Origin of the sequence: Rhizorhabdus wittichii, assembly GCF_017607425.1 — a bacterium.
In the GTDB taxonomy this organism is placed as follows: Bacteria; Pseudomonadota; Alphaproteobacteria; order Sphingomonadales; family Sphingomonadaceae; genus Rhizorhabdus; species Rhizorhabdus wittichii.
In genome coordinates this window covers 184,301-203,819 of record NZ_CP059319.1, presented here as the reverse complement: position 1 = coordinate 203,819, position 19,519 = coordinate 184,301, and the positions used below count along the sequence as shown (strand labels likewise).

At 68.6% G+C, this 19,519-nt stretch carries 16 protein-coding genes and 2 tRNA genes; 5 read left to right on the top strand and 13 right to left on the bottom strand.

The features are described from left to right. Positions 1-103 precede the first annotated feature (103 nt). Entirely contained in the window at positions 104-1,225 is a 1,122-nt protein-coding gene (locus HRJ34_RS01000; protein ID WP_208631983.1) for an IS110 family RNA-guided transposase, read from the bottom strand. 503 nt (positions 1,226-1,728) lie between these two features. Next, positions 1,729-1,803: transfer RNA gene (locus tag HRJ34_RS00995), tRNA-Thr, on the bottom strand. Between the two features lie 125 nt (positions 1,804-1,928). On the opposite strand from HRJ34_RS00995, the gene HRJ34_RS00990 reads away from it, so the two are divergent. Next, positions 1,929-2,096 carry a hypothetical protein gene (locus tag HRJ34_RS00990; protein ID WP_167535058.1) on the top strand — a complete coding sequence of 56 codons (168 nt, stop codon included), beginning with the start codon at positions 1,929-1,931 and terminating at the stop codon, positions 2,094-2,096. Here HRJ34_RS00990 and HRJ34_RS00985 read toward each other — a convergent pair. The 5 genes from HRJ34_RS00985 to hemB form a co-directional block, all read right to left on the bottom strand. Further along, positions 2,090-2,608, bottom strand: a complete 519-nt coding sequence (locus HRJ34_RS00985; RefSeq protein ID WP_148218723.1) for a CAP domain-containing protein — start codon at positions 2,606-2,608, stop codon at positions 2,090-2,092. The genes HRJ34_RS00990 and HRJ34_RS00985 overlap by 7 nt on opposite strands. Positions 2,609-2,719: 111 nt before the next feature. Further along, positions 2,720-4,525, bottom strand: coding sequence for an aminopeptidase P family protein (locus HRJ34_RS00980; protein ID WP_208633106.1), 1,806 nt, complete (start codon positions 4,523-4,525; stop codon positions 2,720-2,722). 182 nt (positions 4,526-4,707) lie between these two features. Continuing rightward, positions 4,708-5,256, bottom strand: coding sequence for a gamma carbonic anhydrase family protein (locus tag HRJ34_RS00975; RefSeq protein WP_011951931.1), 549 nt, complete (start codon positions 5,254-5,256; stop codon positions 4,708-4,710). Beyond that, on the bottom strand, positions 5,253-5,786 hold the full coding sequence (locus HRJ34_RS00970) for a GNAT family N-acetyltransferase (protein WP_208633105.1): 534 nt from the start codon (positions 5,784-5,786) through the stop codon (positions 5,253-5,255). The genes HRJ34_RS00975 and HRJ34_RS00970 overlap by 4 nt, the downstream gene beginning before the upstream one ends. Further along, positions 5,783-6,775, bottom strand: a complete 993-nt coding sequence (hemB, locus tag HRJ34_RS00965) for a porphobilinogen synthase (RefSeq protein WP_029548770.1) — start codon at positions 6,773-6,775, stop codon at positions 5,783-5,785. The genes HRJ34_RS00970 and hemB overlap by 4 nt, the downstream gene beginning before the upstream one ends. Before the next feature lie 202 nt (positions 6,776-6,977). Here hemB and HRJ34_RS00960 point away from each other — a divergent pair, with 202 nt between their 5' ends. Continuing rightward, on the top strand, positions 6,978-7,880 hold the full coding sequence (locus tag HRJ34_RS00960) for a diacylglycerol/lipid kinase family protein (protein ID WP_208633104.1): 903 nt from the start codon (positions 6,978-6,980) through the stop codon (positions 7,878-7,880). 24 nt (positions 7,881-7,904) lie between these two features. Here HRJ34_RS00960 and HRJ34_RS00955 read toward each other — a convergent pair whose 3' ends face one another. Both HRJ34_RS00955 and HRJ34_RS00950 read right to left on the bottom strand, forming a co-directional pair. Then, positions 7,905-9,302 carry an MATE family efflux transporter gene (locus tag HRJ34_RS00955; RefSeq protein ID WP_011951935.1) on the bottom strand — a complete coding sequence of 466 codons (1,398 nt, stop codon included), beginning with the start codon at positions 9,300-9,302 and terminating at the stop codon, positions 7,905-7,907. 5 nt (positions 9,303-9,307) lie between these two features. Further along, positions 9,308-12,013 (bottom strand): valine--tRNA ligase, encoded by a 2,706-nt coding sequence (locus HRJ34_RS00950; protein WP_226948994.1) that lies wholly within the window; start codon positions 12,011-12,013, stop codon positions 9,308-9,310. Here HRJ34_RS00950 and HRJ34_RS00945 point away from each other — a divergent pair. After that, complete coding sequence (locus HRJ34_RS00945; RefSeq protein WP_208634438.1) at positions 12,012-12,173, top strand: hypothetical protein; 162 nt, start codon at positions 12,012-12,014, stop codon at positions 12,171-12,173. The genes HRJ34_RS00950 and HRJ34_RS00945 overlap by 2 nt on opposite strands. An 8-nt stretch (positions 12,174-12,181) precedes the next feature. Here the strand turns inward: HRJ34_RS00945 and HRJ34_RS00940 are convergent, their stop codons facing one another. The 4 genes from HRJ34_RS00940 to HRJ34_RS00925 form a co-directional block, all read right to left on the bottom strand. Beyond that, positions 12,182-14,224, bottom strand: a complete 2,043-nt coding sequence (locus tag HRJ34_RS00940; RefSeq protein WP_208633103.1) for a S9 family peptidase — start codon at positions 14,222-14,224, stop codon at positions 12,182-12,184. Positions 14,225-14,306: 82 nt separating this feature from the next. Continuing rightward, positions 14,307-14,858: a DUF2497 domain-containing protein gene (locus HRJ34_RS00935; RefSeq protein WP_011951939.1), complete on the bottom strand. Its 552-nt coding sequence runs from the start codon at positions 14,856-14,858 to the stop codon at positions 14,307-14,309. Between the two features lie 14 nt (positions 14,859-14,872). Next, the gene (locus HRJ34_RS00930) at positions 14,873-16,357 is read right to left on the bottom strand and encodes a TolC family outer membrane protein (RefSeq protein WP_011951940.1); all 1,485 of its coding nucleotides are present in this window, start codon (positions 16,355-16,357) and stop codon (positions 14,873-14,875) included. 16 nt (positions 16,358-16,373) lie between these two features. Then, on the bottom strand, positions 16,374-17,018 hold the full coding sequence (locus tag HRJ34_RS00925) for a protein-L-isoaspartate O-methyltransferase family protein (RefSeq protein WP_011951941.1): 645 nt from the start codon (positions 17,016-17,018) through the stop codon (positions 16,374-16,376). Positions 17,019-17,206: 188 nt separating this feature from the next. On the opposite strand from HRJ34_RS00925, the gene HRJ34_RS00920 reads away from it, so the two are divergent. Continuing rightward, positions 17,207-17,280, top strand: a tRNA-Cys gene (locus HRJ34_RS00920). Between the two features lie 383 nt (positions 17,281-17,663). Continuing rightward, on the top strand, positions 17,664-19,451 hold the full coding sequence (locus HRJ34_RS00915; RefSeq protein WP_208633102.1) for a tetratricopeptide repeat protein: 1,788 nt from the start codon (positions 17,664-17,666) through the stop codon (positions 19,449-19,451). Positions 19,452-19,519: the final 68 nt, after the last annotated feature.

Genomic DNA, 19,519 nt, shown 5'->3' with positions numbered 1-19,519 from the left:
GGTCTGACAATACGCGTACATCAAGGTCGCCTCCCCGCCGTTCCTGCAGGTAACGCCCGAGCGGGTTCAGACCGCCCGCCCAGGTTCCGCTGGTGTCGGACGATTAGCTGGTCGCCGCGGCAGGAGCCGCAGGTTCCATGGTCGCCTTGCCCCAGCGAAAGACGCTCTGGTCACGCCAGATCCTGTACATGACGGTGGCGAGCTTGCGGGCCACGGCCACCTTCGCCTTGTTGAAGCCGATACGATTCACAAGCCTCACGCCCCAGGCTTTCAACGTCGACCAGCGCTTGACGCTGACGAGCAGGACCGTGGCGGCCTGCACCAGATGCAGGCGCATGCCGACATCGCCGCGCTTGCTGATGCGGCCGTGGCGATCCTTCTCGCCGGATTGCTGCCGACGCGGCGTCAAACCGAAATACACGCCCACATCGGCGGCGGTCTTGAAGCGCGATGGATCATCCACCGCGGCACGGAACGCCAGCGCTGTGACGGGGCCTACGCCCGGAATCGTCATGAGCTTCCGGCAGATTGGCTCAGTCGCCGCAATAGCCTCAAGCCGTGCATCGGCATCGGTGATATGCCGCGCGAGCACCCGATGCACGTCAAGCAATGGTAGCAGCAGAGCCTTGATCTGGATCCCTATGTCCTGCGCATGCGTCAGGGCATCGACCACCCTGTCACGGAAGGTCTCTGCACCGACATTGCCGCGGGCCACCACAAAGCCAAACGGCTTCAGCAGGCCGCAAAGCTCGTTCTCGAGGTCGACACGCTGCTTGACCAGCCGACCTCGGGCGGCAAGCTGCACCCTCAATTCCTGGCTGGCCTGCTCCCTGACATGGACGATGTTCATCCAGTCGGAACCCATGCGGAGCAGTTCCGCCAGGCCACGCGCATCGTTGCGGTCGGTTTTGTGCCGCTTCAGCGACAAGGCCCGATGGGCATGCACCGCATCCATGCAGACCACATCGAAGCCCATTTTGCGCAAACCATGATAGAGCCATGCGGCCAGGCTCCCCGTTTCCATTCCCAGCTTCAGCGGACCGTCGAGCCGCTTCTGCAAATAGCGACCGATCTCGAACGGGTCGGTCTTCGCTTGGCCTTCCAGAACAACCTGGCCCTGCTCATCCACAACGCAGATGCTCGTGCTGCGCTGGCTGACATCAAGACCTACACTGAAAAGCGCTTCATGCCGGATCACATCCGCCGGCTCGACTTTCATCGCCATGGAGAGCCTCCGATTTCTGCGGTGACTTCGGCGAGTCGTGCATCGCACCCTCGCAACTGGCAGCCTCTTTCAGCCGCATCCCCACCGCAACGACCCTATTTGTCCAGGGAGCAATCCTAAAGGCGTGCGCGGCCTTCTTATCGAGGCTTCTCAACTCCCCGGTCACCAGGGAGGTTGGGATGATAACGATCTATGCGCTGTTCATGTGCCTTCAGGCCGCTAGGCCGGGAATCGGGCACAACTGCATTCTCATCTCACAATATCCGATGCGACAATATGGCAGGCCATATACCCGTCTGGCTGACTGCCAGCGCGATATGAAAATCTACCGAAATCCGCCGCGCGGATATGAGATGGTCTGCATGAGCAAGCAGGTTCCCGCTTGGGGCAATTAACATATCGAGTTTTCGATTCGCTAAATTACCCGACTCGTTACCCGAAACAAGCAAGAGCAAGGCCCGACTCCGTCAAACCATTCCAAGTGGTTGATTTTAAACGGGAAATGGTGCTGCCGGTGAGGATTGAACTCACGACCTCAGCCTTACCAAGGATGCGCTCTACCACTGAGCTACGGCAGCACTGCCAGCGTTTGCGGGCATGCCGGAGAGGTGATCTCCGGCGGTGTGGCGCGCCTATGGACAATGCTGCGGCCCACGTCAAGGCGGCTTGCCGATCATCTTTCGATAAGTCTATCGATCGTGCGATGAAGAAGGCCGAACCCCAGCCCGCCGACGCCAAATCCGCCACCGACCGCGCCGCGCGGCTGGCGCAGGCGTTGCGCGCGAACCTCCACCGCCGCAAGGCGCAGGCGCGGGCGATCGACGATGGCGCGGACGGCGGGGAGGAAAGCGCCGGAAAGCCCGGTCAGTAGGGCTTTTCGCCGATCACGTTGCCGCCCTCCAGATAGCGGCAGACCAGCACCTCGTCCTCCTCGCCCGTCGCGATCGCGCAGCCGACCTCGGTCGTCGATCGCCAGATCAGCTGGGTATAATGGCCGACGTCGCGCCACTGGCCGGTGGTGCTGTTGCGCGGGAACGGACCGTTGACGAAGATCTTCCGCTCGTCGACCCACAGGTTCACCATCTGCTCGGGCGTGTAATAGCCCTTGGTGCCGCGCCAGAGATTCTCGCCCTCCTCGCCGTCGGTCGGGTCGATATAGTCGGCGGTGTCGCTATGCTCCAACCCCTCGATCTGGGTGAGCTGCCGCGCCCATTCGAGCGACTGGCGGGCGAGCTTGTCGCTCCATTTCAGCGGCGGGATGCCCAGCCGCGCCCGCTCCGCATTATGCGCGGCGAGCAGGCGCTGGTTGAGGTCCTGCGGCGTCCAGAGCGGCGCGGCTCCATGCGCGGCGGTGCAGGCCGACGCGATCAGAAGGCCCGTCATGATCCGGCGTAACGGCTGCATCTCGCGCGTCGCCCAATTCCCCCTGCCCCGGTGCCGAAAGCTCTGCCCCGGCCGGTGGAAAGGCCCGACTCATCGCAACGGCGGTGAACCTTAAGGTCGGCTATCGCCGCTTTCAAGCAAGGGCGCGGTCTGCCGCCGCAGCCAGGCCGCCGCATCGCCGTCGAGCTGCGGGCCGACCAGCGCGTTCACCTGGGCATGATAGGCGTCGATCCAGGCGATCTCGCCCGCGTCGAGCATCGCCGTGTCGATCAGCGCGCGCTCATAGGGGGCGAAGGTCAGCGTCTCGAAGCCGAGCATCTCCTTCTCCGCCCCGTCGATCGCCTGCGGCACGGTGAGGATCAGATTCTCGATCCGGATGCCATATTCGCCGGCCTTGTAATAACCGGGCTCGTTCGAGAGGATCATGCCGGGCTGGAGCGGCTCGTCGCCGCCACCGAAGGTCGCGATCCGCTGCGGCCCCTCATGCACCGACAGATAGGCGCCGACGCCGTGACCGGTGCCGTGGGCATAGTCGAGCCCCGCCCCCCACAGATATTGCCGCGCGAGGATGTCGAGCTGCCCGCCGCGCGTCCCGTGGGGGAAGACGGCGCGGGCGATCGCGACATGGCCCTTGAGCACGCGGGTGTAGCGGTCGCGCATCTCCCGCGTCGGCGTGCCGATCGCGACGGTGCGGGTGACGTCGGTGGTGCCGTCCTGATATTGCCCGCCCGAATCGACCAGGTAGAGCGAATTGGGCTCCAGCACCCGCTTGGTCTCGTCGCTGGCGCGATAGTGGACGACCGCGCCGTTGGGCCCCGCGCCCGAGATGGTGTCGAACGACAGGTCCTTGAGCAGGCCGCCCTCGGCGCGCAGCGCCTGCAGCTTGTCGGAGGCCTGGATCTCGTCGAGCCCGCCCTTGGGCGCCTCGACCGACAGCCAGTGGAGGAAGCGGCTGAGCGCCGCCCCGTCGCGCGCCTGCGCGGCCTTGTGCCCGGCGATCTCGACCGGGTTCTTGATCGCCTTGGGCAGGACGACCGGATCGCGTTCCTCGATCAGCCGGGCCTTGCCCGCCTCCAGCGCTGCGAAGATCGCCGCGACCGCGCGCTCGGGGTCGACCGCGACGGTCTTGCCCTCGAGCGCCTCGAGCGCGGCTTCGAAGGCGGCGCGATCGTGCAGCCGCACGCCATTGCCGAGATGGGCGCGCACCGCGTCGTCGATCTTGTCGGGGGCGACATAGAGGTCGGCGGTCGCGTCGTCATGGACCACCGCATAGGCCAGCGCCACCGGCGTCCGGTCGACGTCCTGGCCGCGGATGTTGAACGCCCAGGCGATCGAATCGAGCGCGGAGAGCACCGCCGCGTCGGCCCCCTTCGCAGTCAGCCAGTCGGCGATGTCGGCGCGCTTGGCGGCCGACGACTTGCCGGTCAGCTCGTCGGGCTGCACCACCAGCCGCGCCTTCGACGGCGCCGGCCGATCGGGCCAGATCGCGTCGACCGGATTGGTGTCGACCGCGACCAGCTCGGCGCCCTTCGCCGCCAGCGCCTTGCGCGCAGCCGTCACCCAGCCCCTGGTGTGCAGCCAGGGATCATAGCCGATCCGCCCGCCGCCGGGGGCATGCTCCTCCAGCCATTGCGCGGTGCTGGTCTGCGGCACCGACTGGTAGCTCCAATGCTTGCCGTCGACCTGCTCGCGCACCTGCAGCGTGTAGCGCCCGTCGACGAAGATCGCCGCCTCCGCCGGCAGCACCACGGCGGAGCCCGCCGACCCCTGGAAGCCGGTCAGCCAGGCGAGCCGCTGCGCATAGGCGCCGACATATTCGCTCATATGCTCGTCGGTCAGCGGCACGACGAAACCGTCCAGCTTGCGGCGCACCAGTTCCTCGCGGAGCGCCTTCAGCCGATCTTCATGGGTGGACATGGAATGGGACCTCGATGCGGATATGCCGCCAAGATAGGCGCGGGCGATGGTGGCGGCAACGCCTTCCCATCCACCGTCATTCCGGCGAAAGCCGGAATCTCCCTGCCTTTCCGCGCTCGGGAGAAAGGACGAAGAAAAGAGAGATCCCGGCTTTCGCCGGGATGACAGGAGATTGCGCGCGATTATTCCGCCGGTTGCGCCTCAGCCAGCGCCTTGCGGTGCTTGCGGGCCTCGACGACATAGGCGGCGACGCCCTTCTGGTTGCCGGCCATTTCCTCGGGCGACAGGTCGCGCATGTAGCGCGCCGGGCGGCCGCTCCAGAGCTGGCCGCTGGGGATGCGCTTGCCCGGCGTCAGCATCGCGCCGGCGGCGAGCATCGCGTCCGATTCGATCACGCAGCCGTCCATCACCACCGCGCCGAAGCCGACGAACGAGCGGTCGTGCAGCGTGCAGCCATGGACCATCGCCATATGGCCGATCAGCACGTCGTCGCCGATCACGGTCGGATGGGTGTGGGCGGATATGTGGATGACGCTGCCGTCCTGGACGTTGGTCCGCGCGCCGATGCGGATATAGTTGCCGTCGCCGCGCACGACGACATTGTACCACAGGCTCGATTCCGCCCCGATCACGACATCGCCGATCACCCGCGCGCCGGGCGCGACGAAGGCGCTCTCGTCGATCGCCGGGGTGATGCCTTCATAGGTCAGGATGGTGGGTGCGTCGCTCATCTGGGTCTTTCGATGCTGTAGGTGACATGGGCTTTCAGCCGCTCCTCGAGGCCGGGCAGCGGATGATCGAAATCGAGTTCGTGGCGCCGGGTCATCCCCAGCCGCTCCATCAGTCCCCAGGAACGGACATTGGCGGGGACGGTGATCGCCCAGACGGCGTCGGCGTCGAGATGGCGCCAGGCCCAGTCGAGCGACGCCTGCGCCGCCTCGCGCGCATAACCCTGGCCCCAACAGGCCCGGGCGAGCCGCCAGCCGATCTCGATCCGCCCCTCGATCGGCGTTCCCGCCGCCCCCGGCTTGAGCCCGCAAAAGCCCATGAAGGCGCCGTCCTCGCGCCGCTCGACCGCCCAGAAGCAATGGCCATGCGCGTCGAGGAAGGCGTTCTGGCGCTCGATCGCCTGCGCGACATCGTCGGCCGTCATCGGCGGGCCGAGGAATTCCATCACCGCCGGGTCGTTGCCCATCGCGGCGAAGGGCGCGGCGTCGCTTTCGCGCCAGCGGCGCAGGACCAGCCGCTCGGTCGCGATCATGCGCCCATCAGGCGCGCCGCGTGCAGCGCGTGATAGCTGAGCACGCCCGACGCGCCGGCGCGCTTGAACGCCATCAGCGTCTCCAGCACCATCGCGTCGCGATCGGCGGCGCCGGCGGCGACCGCCAGCTCGATCATCGCATATTCGCCCGACACCTGATAGGCGAACACCGGCACCTCGAACCGCTCCTTCACCAGGCGGACGATGTCGAGATAGGGCAGGCCCGGCTTCACCATCACGCTGTCCGCGCCCTCGGCCAGGTCCAGCGCCACCTCGCGCAGCGCCTCCTCGGCATTGGCGGGGTTCATCTGATAGCCCTTCTTGTCGCCCTTGAGCAGGCCGCGCGTGTCGACCGCGTCGCGGAACGGGCCGTAGAAGGCGGAGGCATATTTGGCCGCATAGGCCATGATCTGCACGTCGACATGCCCGCCGGCCTCGAGCGCTTCGCGGATCGCGCCGACCCGGCCGTCCATCATGTCGGACGGGGCGACGATGTCGCTGCCCGCCTCGGCCTGGACCAGCGCCTGGCCGACCAGCACCTCCTTGGTGGGATCGTTGAGGACATGGCCGCCGGCGTCGACCAGGCCGTCATGGCCGTGGGTGGTGTAGGGATCGAGCGCGACATCGGTCAGCACGCCGATGTCGGGCACCGCGTCCTTGATCGTGCGGATCGCCCGGCACATCAGATTGTCGGGGTTGAGCGCCTCGCGCCCGTCGTCGCTGCGTCGGTCGCGCGGCGTGTTGGGGAACAGCGCCAGGCAGGGAATGCCGGCGTCGCGCGCCTCTTTCGCCCGCGCCGCGATCTGCGCGAGCGGCCAGCGCGAGACCCCCGGCAGCGAGGCGATCGGCTCGACCTCGTCGCCATTGGCGATGAACAGCGGCCAGATCAGATCGGCGGGGGTGAGGACATTCTCGGCGAAGAGCGCGCGGCTCCAACCATGGCGGCGCGGACGGCGCAGGCGAAGCGCGGGAAAGGCGGGCTGAGTCATGCGCGCTGCTTTAGCGGGTGGGGCGAGCGGGTGCAAAGGCGCCAATCGTCATCCCGGCGGAGGCCGGGATCTCGGGAGAGAGGAGATGAGGGCGAGGCAGGAGCCGCCCGAGATGCCGGCCTCCGCCGACATGACGACTGACATCATGCATGATGAAGGAGGCTATGCATCCGAAACGATCGTGGCGCGTTGAGCCTTCCGCATGACCCAGCCCGCCTCCCCGCCCCGTTCCGCGATCCTGATCGTCAACGCCCTGTCGCGGCAAGGCCGCAAGCAGTTCGAGGTCGCGCGCGACAAGCTGCTCGCGGCGGGGATCGAGCTGGCCGACGCGATCGCGATCGACCGGCCCGGCACGCTGGAGACGGTCGTCGCCGAGGCGATGGCGAGGAAGCCGGCGATGCTGATCGTCGGCGGCGGCGACGGATCGCTGTCCTGCGCGGTCGACCATCTGGTCGGCACCGACACGATCTTCGCGCCGCTGCCGCTCGGCACCGCGAACAGCTTCGCCCGCTCGCTGGAGATTCCGCTCGACCTCGACGGCGCGATCGACGTGATCGCGAACGGGGTGCCGCGCCGCATCGACCTCGGCATGATCGACGACGACTATTATTGCAACTGCGCGGCGATCGGCCTGTCGACCCGGATCGGCGGGCAGATCCCGCCGCTGCTCAAGAAGAGCCTCGGCCGGCTCGGCTACCTGATCTGGGCGACCTGGCAGTCGATGAAGTTCAAGTCCTTCCGGCTGGTCGTCACCCATGACGGGGTGCGCGAGGAACTCGACGCGCTGGAGGTGCGGATCGCCAACGGCCCCTATCATGGTGGGGTCGAGCTGGTCGACGAGGCCGATCCGCAGAGCGGCGAGATCGTCGTGCAGGCGGTGGTCGGCCGATCGCCCGCGCAGCTCGGCTGGAGCTGGTTCACCAGCTGGCTGCGGCTGCGCGCGCGCAAGGACACCACGGTCGAATATCGCGGCCATGCGATCGGGATCGAGACGATCCCCCCGCAGAAGGTGTCGATCGACGGCGAGGTGCTGGCAAGGACGCCGTTCACCGCACGGATCGCGGCCGGCGCCGTGCGGGTGATGACGCCCCGCGCCGCGGGGTGACGTCGGTTCAGGGTGACGGGGGGTTCAGGCCGGCGCGTGCTCGGCGCGTTCGGCCTGCTCGACCAAGGAGGTCTTCTTCCAGCCGCCCTGCCGGTAATAGGCCCAGGTCAACGCGGCGGAGGCCATCGACCCGACCGGGAAGGCCCACCACAGCGCGTCGAAATGCAGCCAGGGCTGCGCGAACAGCGCGAAGCCGAGCCGGCAGGCGAACAGGCCGACGATCATGATGATCAGCGGCATCAGCACGACGCCGTTCGCCCGGATCGTGCCGAGCATCACCATCGTCGCGCCGGAGAAGAGGAAGCTCCAGCTCGCCAGCAGGTGGATGCGCTCCGCCACCCCGATCGCCGGGCTCCCGGCGCCGAGGAACAGGCCCAGGACATGATCGTCGACCAGCGTCAGCAGCGCGATCAGGACGCCGGTCATCAGGAAATTGTAGAGCAGGCCGATATTGGTGATCGACCCCAGCCGGTCCCAGCGGCCGGCGCCGATATTCTGCGCCGCCATCGCGCTGACCGCCGACGCCACCGCCATCGACGGCATCTGGATATAGTTCCAGAGTTGGAAGGCGACGCCATAGGCGGCGGTCACGATCACCCCGGCCTGGTTGACCAGCCCGACCATCACCAGCGCGGCGGCAGTGAGCACGAACATCTGCAGGCCCATCATCATGCCCTTGCCGAAGATCAGGCGGATGAGCGCGGGACCGGGCAGCAGATAGGCGAGTTCGCGGCCGCGCAGCCGGATCGGCAGGTCGCGCCAATAGACGACGGCCAGCATGCCGACCATCGACACCCCGTTGGCGATCAGCGTCGCCACCGCCGACCCGACGATCCCCATTTCGGGAAAGGGACCGATCCCGGCGATGAAGAAGGGATTGAGCCCGGCGTCGAGGACGATCCCGACGATCATGAACCAGAGCGGCGTCATCGCATCGCCGATGCCCCGCAGGGTCATCATCAGCAGCACCATGATCGCGCTGAACGGCAAGCTCCAGAACATCATCTTGAGATAGGCCGAGGCGAGCGGGGCCGCGTCGGCCGGGGTGCCGAGCAGGTGGAGCAGCTTGTCGGTCAGGCCGATGCCGATCGCCATCATCACGAAGGATATGCCGAGCAGCAGCGTCGCCGCCGCGCCGACCGCGCGCCGGGCACCGTCGACGTCCCTGCGGCCCATATGCTGGCCCACCAGGATCATCGCCGCCATGCTGCATCCGAACAGCGCGGAGAAGATCAGGAACAGGATGTTGCTGGCGTTCGCCGTCGCCGCCAGCGCCCGCTCACCGAGGAAGCGCCCGATCCATACCGTGTTGATCGAGGCGTTGAGCGACTGGAGGACGTTCGCCGCCAGCGTGGGGATGGCGAACAGCAACAGGGTGCTCGCGATCGGCCCCTGCGTCAGGTCCTGCCGTCCCCCCGCCATCGCGGTCAGCCCAGACGGGCGAGCGCGGCGCCGAGCTGCTCGGCCTCCAGGCTCTTCTCGGCATGGTCGGCGCGCGCCTTCTCGACCGCCTCGGGCTTCGCCTTCTCGACGAAGGCCGGGTTGCCGAGGCGGGCGGCGAGGCCGTCGCGCTCCTTCTCCGCCGCGGCGATGCCCTTGGCGAGGCGCGCCCGCTCGGCATCGAGGTCGATCACCCCTTCGAGCGGCAGCACATAGGTCGCCTCGTCGACGACGACCTGCGCCGCGCCGCCGGCCGGGGCCTCGCCCTCGGCCAGGTCGATCCGCGCCATCCGTGCGATCGCCACCGCGTTCGCCGCGAGCCGCCGCCGGGTCTCCTCGGAAGCGCCGCGCGCATAAGCGGGCAGCCGCGCGCCCGGGGGCACGTTGAGGCCGGTCCGCGCCGCGCGGACCTCGCCCACCATGCGGATCAGCCAGTCGATCTCCTGCTGCGCCGCCGGATCGATCGCGCGAGCGTCGGCCATCGGCCATTTCGCGACGATGATGTCGTAATCCCGCCGGCCGAGGGCGTGCCACAGTTCCTCGGTGATGAACGGCATGAACGGGTGGAGCATGACCAGGATCTGGTCGAGCACCCAGCCCGCGACCGCGCGCGTCTCGGCCGCCAGCCCTTGGTCGGCGCCCTCGGCGAGGACCGGCTTGATCAGCTCAAGATACCAGTCGCAGAAGCTCGCCCAGACGAACTGGTAGATCGTGTTGGCGGACTCGTCGCAGCGCAGGTCGGCGATGGCGAGGTCGAGCGCCTGCACCGTCCTGACCGTCTCGGCGATGATCCAGCGGTTGACCGCCAGTTCGGCCGCCGGCGGCTCGATCGTCGTCGACGCGCCGATGCCGTTGCCCTGCGCGAAGCGGGCCGCGTTCCACAGCTTGGTCGCGAAGTTGCGATAGCCCTCGACCCGCTTCTCATCGAGCTTGATGTCGCGGCCCTGGCTCTCCATCGCGGTCAGGGTGAAGCGCAGCGCGTCGGCGCCATATTTGTCGATCAGGCCGAGCGGATCGACCGTGTTGCCCTTCGACTTCGACATCTTCGACCCGTCCGCCGCGCGGACCAGGCCGTGCAGGTAGAGGGTGCGGAACGGCACCTCGCCCATGAAGTGCAGGCCCTGCATGATCATGCGGGCGTCCCAGAAGAACAGGATGTCGAAGCCCGAGATCAGCACGTCGTTGGGATAATGGCGCTGGAGCTTCGAGGCCTTGCCGGCGGCGCCCGCCTGATAGGCCTCGGGCGGCTGCTGGCCGGCCTGGTCGGGCCAGCCGATCGTGCCGAACGGCCACAGCGCCGAGGAGAACCAGGTGTCGAGCACGTCGGAATCCCGGGTCAGCGCCTTGCCGCCGGCGAGCGCCGACGCGGCGGCCTCGTCCTCGGCGACGTAGACCTGGCCGTCGGCGTCGTACCAGGCCGGGATCTGGTGGCCCCACCAGAGCTGGCGCGAGACGCACCAGGGCTGGATGTTGTCGAGCCAGTTATAATAGGTCTTGGTCCAGCTTTCGGGGACGACCCTGATCGCGCCCGATCGCACCGCCTCGATCGCGGGCTTGGCCAGCGTCTCGGCATCGACATACCATTGGTCGGTCAGCCAGGGCTCGATCACCGCGTTGGAGCGGTCGCCATAGGGCGTCTGGATGACGCGGTCCTCGACCTTCTCCAGCCGGCCCTCGGCCTCGATCGCCGCGACCACCTTCCTGCGCGCCTCGAACCGGTCGAGGCCGAGATAGTCGGCGGGGATCAGCCCGTCGGCGGTCTGGACGATCTTCGCCTCGGCATCGAGCATGTTGAGCATGTCGGCCGGCTTGAAGCCGGCGCGCTTGCCCACCTCGAAATCGTTGAAGTCGTGGCCCGGCGTGATCTTCACCGCGCCCGAACCCAGCTCCGGATCGGCATGTTCGTCGGCGACGATCGGGATCAGCCGGCCGGTGATCGGCAGCCTGACCTGCTTGCCGATCAGCGCGCGGTAGCGGCCGTCCTCGGGGTTCACCGCGACCGCCATGTCGGCGAGCATCGTCTCCGGCCGGGTCGTGGCGACCGAGATCGCGCCAATCCCATCGATTTCCTGGCCGTCGGCGAGCGGATAGGAGAAGTGCCAGAAGCTGCCCTGCACCTCCCTGGTCTCGACCTCCAGGTCGGAGATCGCGGTCTTGAGGCCCGGATCCCAGTTGACCAGCCGCTTGTCGCGATAGAGCAGGCCCTGATTGTAGAGATCGACGAACACCTTGAGGACCGCCTTCGAGAAGCCCTCGTCCATGGTGAAGCGCTCGTTCGCCCAGTCGCACGACGCGCCGAGCCGGCGGAGCTGGCGGGTGATCGTGCCGCCGCTCTCCTCCTTCCACTCCCACACCTTGGCGATGAACTGCTCGCGCGTGAAATCGGTGCGCTTCTGCCCCTTGGCGTCGAGCTGCCGCTCGACCACCATCTGGGTGGCGATGCCGGCATGGTCGGTGCCGACCACCCACAGCGCGTCCTTACCCTTCAGCCGGGCGTGGCGGATCAGCACGTCCTGCAACGTGTCGTCGAGCGCATGGCCGATGTGCAGGCTGCCCGTGACGTTGGGCGGCGGGATCACGATGGTATAGGGCTCGGCTTCCGGACGTTCCGGGCGGAACAGGCCGTTGTCTTCCCAATGGGCATACCAGCGCGCCTCGATGGCGGCGGGGTCGAAGGTCTTGTCGATCGTCATGATGGCGCCGGCTTTAGCGGGGGAAGCGGGAGCCGCGCCACTGATTTGTAAGCGCGTCACTTACAAAAAAGCCGTCATGCTGAACGCGTTTCAGCATCCACCCATCATCCGCACTGTCGCGGCTTGTGGCACGGTGGATGCTGAAACGCGTTCAGCATGACGTCCGGCTCACTTCCCCTTGGTATGCTCGTCCATCCAGCCGAGCACCTCGGTATACCATTGGATGCTGTTCTTCGGCTTGAGTATCCAGTGGTTCTCGTCGGGATAGACCACCAGCCGCGATTCGATGCCGCGGCGCTGGGCGGCGGTGAAGGCGGCGATCCCCTGGGTATAGGGGATGCGGAAGTCCTTCTCGCCGTGGATGACGAGCATCGGGGTCTTCCAGGCGGCGACGTGGTTGACCGGGTTCCACTTCTCGTAATTGGCCGGCACCTCGAAATAGGGGCCGCCATGCTCCCATTCGTCGAACCACAGCTCCTCGGTCTCATAGGCCATGGCGCGCGCGTCGAACACGCCGGCATGGGTGACGAGGCACTTGAACCCGTCGGGCCAGTTGCCCGCGATCCAGTTCATCATATAGCCGCCATAGGAGCCACCCGCCGCGCAGGCGCGGCTGCCGTCGAGCCAGCCATATTTGGCGGTCACGGCCGCGAAGCCGAGCTTCAGGTCCTCGAGCGGCTTGCCGCCCCAGTCCTTGTTGATCGCGTCGGTGAAGGCCTGGCCGTAGCCGGTCGACCCGTGGAAATCGACCATCACCGCGCCATAGCCCGCGCCCGCGAACAGCGCCGGGTTCCAGCGATAGGACCAGCCGTTGCCGAAGCTGCTCTGCGGGCCGCCATGGACGAGGAAGGCCATCGGCGCCTTGGCGCCCTCGGCCAGCCCTGCGGGCTTCATCACATAGGCCCAGACGGTGTCGCCATTTGCGCCCTTGAAGCCGACATGCTCGACGCTCGGCATGTCGATGCCGGCGAGCTTGTCCTTGTTGACCCAGGTCAGGCGGGTCGGCTTGCCGCCGGCCTTCACGCCGGTCCCGGCGTAGAAGTCGGACGGGGCGGTCAGGCTGTTCAATGTGTAGACATAACCCTTGGGCGTCGCGAGGACGCCCGCCGCGGTGCCCTCCCCGGTCAGCCGGGTCGGCTTGCCGGTGGCGAGGTCGACCGCGAACACCGCGTCGTCGCCGGTGTCCTGCGCGGTGGCGTAGAGCGTCTTGCCGTCCTTGCTCCAGGCGAGGCTGCCGACCGAACGGTCCCAGCCCTCGGTCAGCGCGCGGACCTGGCCGGTGGCGAGGTTGCGGAGCTGGATCACCTGCCGGTCGGCCTCGTAGGTCGGCCGCTTCATCGCGACATAGGCGAGCCACTTGCCGTCGGGCGAGACGGTCGGCAGCGTGTCGGTGGCCTGGTTCGCCCTGGTCAGGTTGACCGGCGCGGCCGACCCGTCGGCGGGCGCCGCGAAGATGTCGAGATTGGTCGACAGCGGCTCGGTCGTCCCCGCCTCGCGCAGGGTGAAATAGACGGTCCTGCCGTCCTTGCTCCAGGCGATCTCGCTGCCGTCGCCGAACGGCTTGGACGGCGTGTCGCCGACCAGCGCGCCGCCGATCGCGACGCCGTCGCCGGTCGCCTTGCCGCCCGCCAGCGGCAGGACGAAGAGCTGCGACCGCTGGCCGTCGCTCCACGTGTCCCAATGGCGGACGAAATAATGGTCGTAGGTGCGGGCGCTGCCGCCGTCCTTGCTCGCGGCCTTGTCGGCGAGCGATTTCGCGCCGACCGGGCGATCGGCCCAGACGAGCAGCTTGTCGCCGGTCGGCGCGATCCGGAAGCCGCTCACGTCCTGGTCGACGACCAGCTCGGGCGCGCCGCCCGCGATCGCGACCCGCCACACCGCCGACTTGCCGCCGTTGTCGGCGGTGAAGAACACCCATTGGCCGTCGGGCGAGAAGGCGGGACCGGACTCGCTCTTCGCCGGATCGGCGGCGAGCTTCTCGGGAACCGCGCCCTTGCGCGACAGGTCGAGGCGCCACAGGTCGGTGCGGCCCTTGTTCGCGGCCATGTCGGTCTCGCGCTGGTCCCAGACCAGCCAGCGGCCGTCCGGCGACACGTCGGCGCCGCCGATGCGCGAGAGGGAGACGACGTCGTTGATGGTGAGCGGGCGGGCCTGCGCCGCAGCGCCGAGACCCGCGATCAGGCCGATGGCCAGAAGCGATGTTTTCTGCATGGCAGAGGCCTAGACCAAAATGGTCCCGCTCGCCAAGACTGTATGACCCGGGTGGTACAGCCTTGGGATCGGCCCCGCCGCATCACCCCTTGTCGGTCATCCGCCGAATCTCGGCCTGGACGAGCCGCTCGACCATGTCGGGCAGGTTGCGCTCGATCCAGTCGGCCAGCATCGGCTGCAGCATCTCCCGCACCAGCGCGTCGAGGGTGACGTCGCCGCCGGTCGAACGCGGCGCCGGGGTGCGCGGCAGCAGATCGCGCGGCACCGGACGCGGCGCCGGCTCGGGCATCTCCGCCTCGGCCTGGCGCAGCCGCTCGACCGCGCGCTGGACGGGAGCCGGCGCGGGCGCGGGCGCCATCTGGGGCGGCGGCGCGGGCGCGTGGTGGCGCGCCTGGAAGGCATCGGGCACCCGGTCGGTCAGCTCGAGGATCGAATCGGGCGGGGTCGGATCGGCGCGCCGCGGCCAGGGCGGCGCCGGATCGGCGGGCGCGACGCGCGGCGGCTCGGGCGGAGCCTGGACGGGCGGCGCCATCGCCGCGGCCATCGGCCTCGGCGGTGCGGGATCGTCGTGGATGATTCGCTTGATGGAAGCCAGGATGTCTTCCATCGACGGTTCGGGACGCGGATCGGCCATGCGCCGAATATAGGCTATTTCGCCGGGCTTTCCACCAGGCTGTGCGTCGGCACCGCCGAAACGCTCGGCTCCTTCAGGGTCGAGGTCGCGACCGGCTTCGGCCGGGGATCGCTGTCCCAGTCCCAGATGCGGCCATGGACCCGGCGGTAATTGGCGACCGGATCGTAGAGCGCGCCGCCGTCGAGGCCGAGGTCCTTCGCCTGCGCGCGCCCCATCGCCGCGATCAGCGCGAAGCCGGCGACATAGGCGTCGCGCTTCGCCGAGACGAGGGTCGAGCGCGAGTTGAGCAGCTCCTGCTCGGCATTGAGCACGTCGAGCAGGTTGCGGTTGCCGACGCTCTGCTCGGCGCGCACGCCTTCGAGCGCCAGCTCGTTGGCGGACACCGCAGACACCGAGGAATCGATCACCCCAAGCGCCGCTTCGTAACGGGCGAAGGCGACCCGCGCGTCGGCGATCACCGCCCGCTCGACCGCGGTCTGGTTCTCGATCGCCTGGCTCTTGCGCGCCTGCGCCTGGCGGACCTGCGCGGCCGGGCCGCCGCCCTGGTAGATCGGCACCTGGAGCTGCAGGCTCACCGTCGCGGTCTTGTCGACCTGGCGGACGCCGGCGGCGCCGCCGGCCAGCGTGCCGCGATAGTCGACATAGTCGCCGGTGCCGACCGCGTTGAGCCGCGGCATGCGCGACGCCTCGGCCACGCCGATGTCATATTGGGCGGCGCGGGTCGCCTGCCGGGCGGAGGCGAGGTCGGGATTGTTGGTGACGGCGATGTCGACCGCGTCTTCCGAGGTCGAAGGCAGCCCCGGCAGCGCCGGCGGCGTTTCGAGCGCGTCGGGGAATTTGCCGACCACTTCCAGATAGGTCTGCCGGCTCGCGTCGAGCTGCGCCTGGGCGGTGCGGAGGTTGGCGCGCGCGCCGGCGAGGCGCGCCTCGGACTGGGCGACGTCGGTGCGGGTGAGGTCGCCGACCTGGAAGCGGTCCTGGCTCGCCTGGAGATTGGTCTCCAGCACCTTCACGTTGCCGGCGTTGAGATCGACGATCGCGGTGTCGCGGATCACGTCCATATAGGCCGCGACCGTCTGGGTGAAGATGTCGCTCTCGGTCGCCTGCAGGCCGGCGCGGCCCTGCTCCACCCGGGCCTTCGCCGCGCGGATCGAGTTGCGGACGAAGCCGCCCTGGTAGATCGGCACCGACACGGTCGCCGATCCGCCGAGCGAGCGCTTAGGCTGGGTGAAGGCGTTGGCCGACCGCTTGACGAACTCGTTATAGGAGCCGGTGGCGCTGACGTCGGGCAGGCCCTGGGCGCGGGCGATGCCGACATCCTCGTCGGTGGCGCGCAGGCCGGCGCGAGCGCCGGTCAGCGTCGGATTGCTCTGATAGGCCAGGCCCAGCGCTTCGCGCAGCGTGTCGGCCGCCGCCGGCGTGCCGAATCCGACCGACACCAGCGCTGCGACGGACACAGTCCAGCGGCCGGCGGCCGCTCCGCGAAGCTTGCGTTTCACCTGATCTCCATCCCTGTCAGAAGCTGAAGGCGGCGGGCACCCCGAACCCCGGCAGCGTGGCGGCATCCGCGTCGGCGAAAGCCGTGACGCCGAAGCCGCCGCCCACGCGCACGCCCGACACCAGCCGGGAGACGCCATTGTCGATCAGCGCGCCGACCAGGCGGCCGCCGTCGGCGAGCTGGTCGATCAGCGCCTGCGGAATCTGCTCGACCGCGCCGTCGATCACGATCAGCGAATAGGGAGCGCCCTTCTTGCTGCCCGAGGCGGGCGCCGCCTTGATCCAGGTCGCGCCCGGAACGGCCGCCTTGCCGGCCGCGAGCAGATCGGCATCCTCCTCGACCGCGACGACGCTGGCGCCGAGCCTTTCGAGCAGCGCGGCGGTGTAGCCGGTCGCCGCGCCGACGACGAGCGCGCTGTCGCCGGGCGCGACCTGCGCCTGGGTGAGCAGGCGGCCCGTCACCATCGGCGGGTTGAGCGCGCGGCCCGGCGCGATCGGCAGCGGCAGATCGGCATAGGCGACCGCCGCCTTGTCCGCCCCGACGAAGCGCTCGCGCGCGACCTCACCCATCGCCGCGACGACGCGCGCGTCGCTGACGCCGGTGGTGCGAAGCTGGCTCACCACCATGGCATGCCGCATTTGCTCGAAATTCTGTTCGGTCACTGGCTCTACCCGCCTCTGGTGTCTTAGACATACAATACAGTTGAAAGCGCTTCAAGGCTTTATCGCGTCCCCTCACCGCCGCCAAGCGCGATCTCCGGCGCGCGCGACCCATCCTTCGCCATCGACGCGCGCCGTGTCGATGGCGGTTGACATTCCCTCGCCCTGCCGCCATCTCCCGCGCCCACACCGGCCCGATGGCGGAGTGGTTACGCAGAGGACTGCAAATCCTTGCACGCCGGTTCGATTCCGGCTCGGGCCTCCATCTCCCTACAGTCTTTCCGAAAGTCCCGTCCCCCTATGGGGGCACGCCCGCGCGCGTCCGTCGCAACGGGGCGATTCGGCTGGTCGGTTCGGAACATCTGGTGGTGGAGAGCGCCGCTTCGCGGAAAAGGCCGATCGCCCGTCGGTGGGGGCCAAACGGACGATCGACCATTTTCCATGCCCCGCCGCGTCGATCGTCCCGTTGGGGGTAGGACTTTCGGCGCGACGCGGCGATGGAGCGCAGCGAACTGCCCGGGCACTGAAACCCAGGCGGGCGGCGGCTGGCAGTGTCTCTCCGTCTCTGTAACCGTTACAGTCGCGATAAGGATTCGCCTTCAATCGGCGAATGACTTGCAGCGATTTTCACGCTATCGCCTTGCCGGCATGACGGATGCTCGCGAGGTGACGGCCGATCGGGACGGGGAAGAGGCGGCCGGCCGGCCGGCGAACCCCGCGTCGGGCGCCGTGTCGAGCCCCATGTCGAGCGATGCCGAGCTGATGCGGCAGGAACTCGATACCGTCATTGCATCGCCCGATTTCGCGCGCGCGCCGATCATGAAACGGCTGCTCTCCTTCCTGGTGGGCGAGACCGCCTCGGGCCGTGGCGACCAGCTCAAGGCCTATTCGGTCGCGGTCGACGGGCTCGGCCGCGCGCCCGACTATGACGCCCGCGCCGACAGCTATCCTCGCGTCCAGGTCGGACGGCTGCGGCGCATGCTCGACAATCATTATCGGACGAACCAGCCGGTCAACGGCCTGCGCCTGACGATCCCCAGCGGCCGCTATCGCGTCGCGCTGCAGCCCGCCGAGGAACCCGGCGGCCCGGAAGCGGAGGCCGCCGCCTCCGCCGCCCTTCCCCAGCGTCCGTTCCAGTTCGGCTGGCACATCGTCCTGCTGCTGGTGCTGGTCGGCCTGGCGGCGGCGCTGATGCTCCGCGTCCTGCCGATGCGGACGACCGCGCCCAATGCCGGCCGCGAACGGCCGGTCCTGGAGATCGGCGGGACGACGATGGCCCAGGACAGCCCGCTCGGCAAACTCGTCCGGGTCACGCTGATCAACGGGCTGGGCCGCAGCGACATGTTCGACCTGCGGCCGCTGCGCCGCTCCGCCGTCCAGGGCGCGAGCGCCGCGAGCGGCCCGAACGCGCCCGCCGCCGCGGCGATGCCCCAGGCGCGCTATCGGCTGGGCGGCGACCTGATCGGCGGCGAGCATCCCCGCCTGTTCCTGCGCCTGATGCGCCTCGCGCCGGACCGGCTGATCTGGTCGGGCGATATCAGCCTGGGCGATGCCCGTCAGCTCGACGGCGAGACGCTCGAACAGCGGCTCGCGCCGATGATCGCCACGATCGGCCGCGCCAACGGGCTGATCGCGACCCATGAGCTGCAGGAAAATGGCGGGATCGAGGCTGCCGGCTATAGCTGCCTGCTGCTCTACCACCGCTATCGCAAGGAACGGACGGTGGAGGAGCTTCGCCATGTCCAGGCCTGCGTCGAGAAGAGCCTGAAGCGCGACCCCGACAGCGCCCAGCTCCAGGCCGCCGCCGCCCAGCTCGCGATCGAGAAGATGGTCAGCACGGAGACCGACCCGCGCGACCGGCCCGCGCTGCTGCTCACCGCGCGCCGCCATGCCCAGATCGCCGGCTCGATCGACCCGCTCGACGCCTGGGGCAACGCCGCCCGCGCCCGCGTCGCCGTGGCGCGCAACGCCTGCGCGCAGGCGGTCGGCTTCGCGATCCGGGCGAGCGAGCTCCAGCCCTATGATCCGGCGCTGCTCGCCGATGCCGGCGTCTATCTGCTCGACTGCGACGATCCGCGCGCCGAAGCGATGATCCGGCGGGCAATCGCGCTCGACGACGATCCCGAGGGCCGCTTCTACGGGCCGCTGCTGCTGCTCGCCATCGCCCGCGACGACCAGGCGATGGCCCGCGAGGCGCTGGCGCAGATGGCCCCGCCGGTGCTCGGCCGGCACGGCCGCTTCTTCCTGACCAGCGCCGTCGGCTATGCGATGATCGGCGACGTCGCCCGCGCCCGCGCCGCCTGGGCCCAGCTCGAGGAAGGCAGCGCCGCGATCGCCCGCGATCCGAGGGGCTTTCTCGAACGGATCGGCTATGCCGCCAAGGTCCGCGAACGGGCGATGGTCCATTTGCGCAACGCGCGCCTGATCGCCGGCTGAAGAAAGATGCGCGACCGGCGGAATGGCTTCCGTTCGATCGGATTGGCGGATAATATGGCGGTCGCCGT

What these genes read in the sequence shown, in the direction of transcription:
- HRJ34_RS00985 (WP_148218723.1), bottom strand. Translation starts at nt 2,608, where the DNA reads ATGACGGGCCTTCTGATCGCGTCGGCCTGCACCGCCGCGCATGGAGCC.
- HRJ34_RS00980 (WP_208633106.1), bottom strand. Translation starts at nt 4,525, where the DNA reads ATGTCCACCCATGAAGATCGGCTGAAGGCGCTCCGCGAGGAACTGGTG.
- HRJ34_RS00945 (WP_208634438.1), top strand. Translation starts at nt 12,012, where the DNA reads ATGATGGCGCCGGCTTTAGCGGGGGAAGCGGGAGCCGCGCCACTGATT.
- HRJ34_RS00940 (WP_208633103.1), bottom strand. Translation starts at nt 14,224, where the DNA reads ATGCAGAAAACATCGCTTCTGGCCATCGGCCTGATCGCGGGTCTCGGC.
- HRJ34_RS00990 (WP_167535058.1), top strand. Translation starts at nt 1,929, where the DNA reads ATGAAGAAGGCCGAACCCCAGCCCGCCGACGCCAAATCCGCCACCGAC.
- HRJ34_RS00975 (WP_011951931.1), bottom strand. Translation starts at nt 5,256, where the DNA reads ATGAGCGACGCACCCACCATCCTGACCTATGAAGGCATCACCCCGGCG.
- HRJ34_RS00935 (WP_011951939.1), bottom strand. Translation starts at nt 14,858, where the DNA reads ATGGCCGATCCGCGTCCCGAACCGTCGATGGAAGACATCCTGGCTTCC.
- HRJ34_RS00915 (WP_208633102.1), top strand. Translation starts at nt 17,664, where the DNA reads ATGACGGATGCTCGCGAGGTGACGGCCGATCGGGACGGGGAAGAGGCG.
- HRJ34_RS00950 (WP_226948994.1), bottom strand. Translation starts at nt 12,013, where the DNA reads ATGACGATCGACAAGACCTTCGACCCCGCCGCCATCGAGGCGCGCTGG.
- HRJ34_RS01000 (WP_208631983.1), bottom strand. Translation starts at nt 1,225, where the DNA reads ATGGCGATGAAAGTCGAGCCGGCGGATGTGATCCGGCATGAAGCGCTT.
- hemB (WP_029548770.1), bottom strand. Translation starts at nt 6,775, where the DNA reads ATGACTCAGCCCGCCTTTCCCGCGCTTCGCCTGCGCCGTCCGCGCCGC.
- HRJ34_RS00970 (WP_208633105.1), bottom strand. Translation starts at nt 5,786, where the DNA reads ATGATCGCGACCGAGCGGCTGGTCCTGCGCCGCTGGCGCGAAAGCGAC.
- HRJ34_RS00960 (WP_208633104.1), top strand. Translation starts at nt 6,978, where the DNA reads ATGACCCAGCCCGCCTCCCCGCCCCGTTCCGCGATCCTGATCGTCAAC.
- HRJ34_RS00955 (WP_011951935.1), bottom strand. Translation starts at nt 9,302, where the DNA reads ATGGCGGGGGGACGGCAGGACCTGACGCAGGGGCCGATCGCGAGCACC.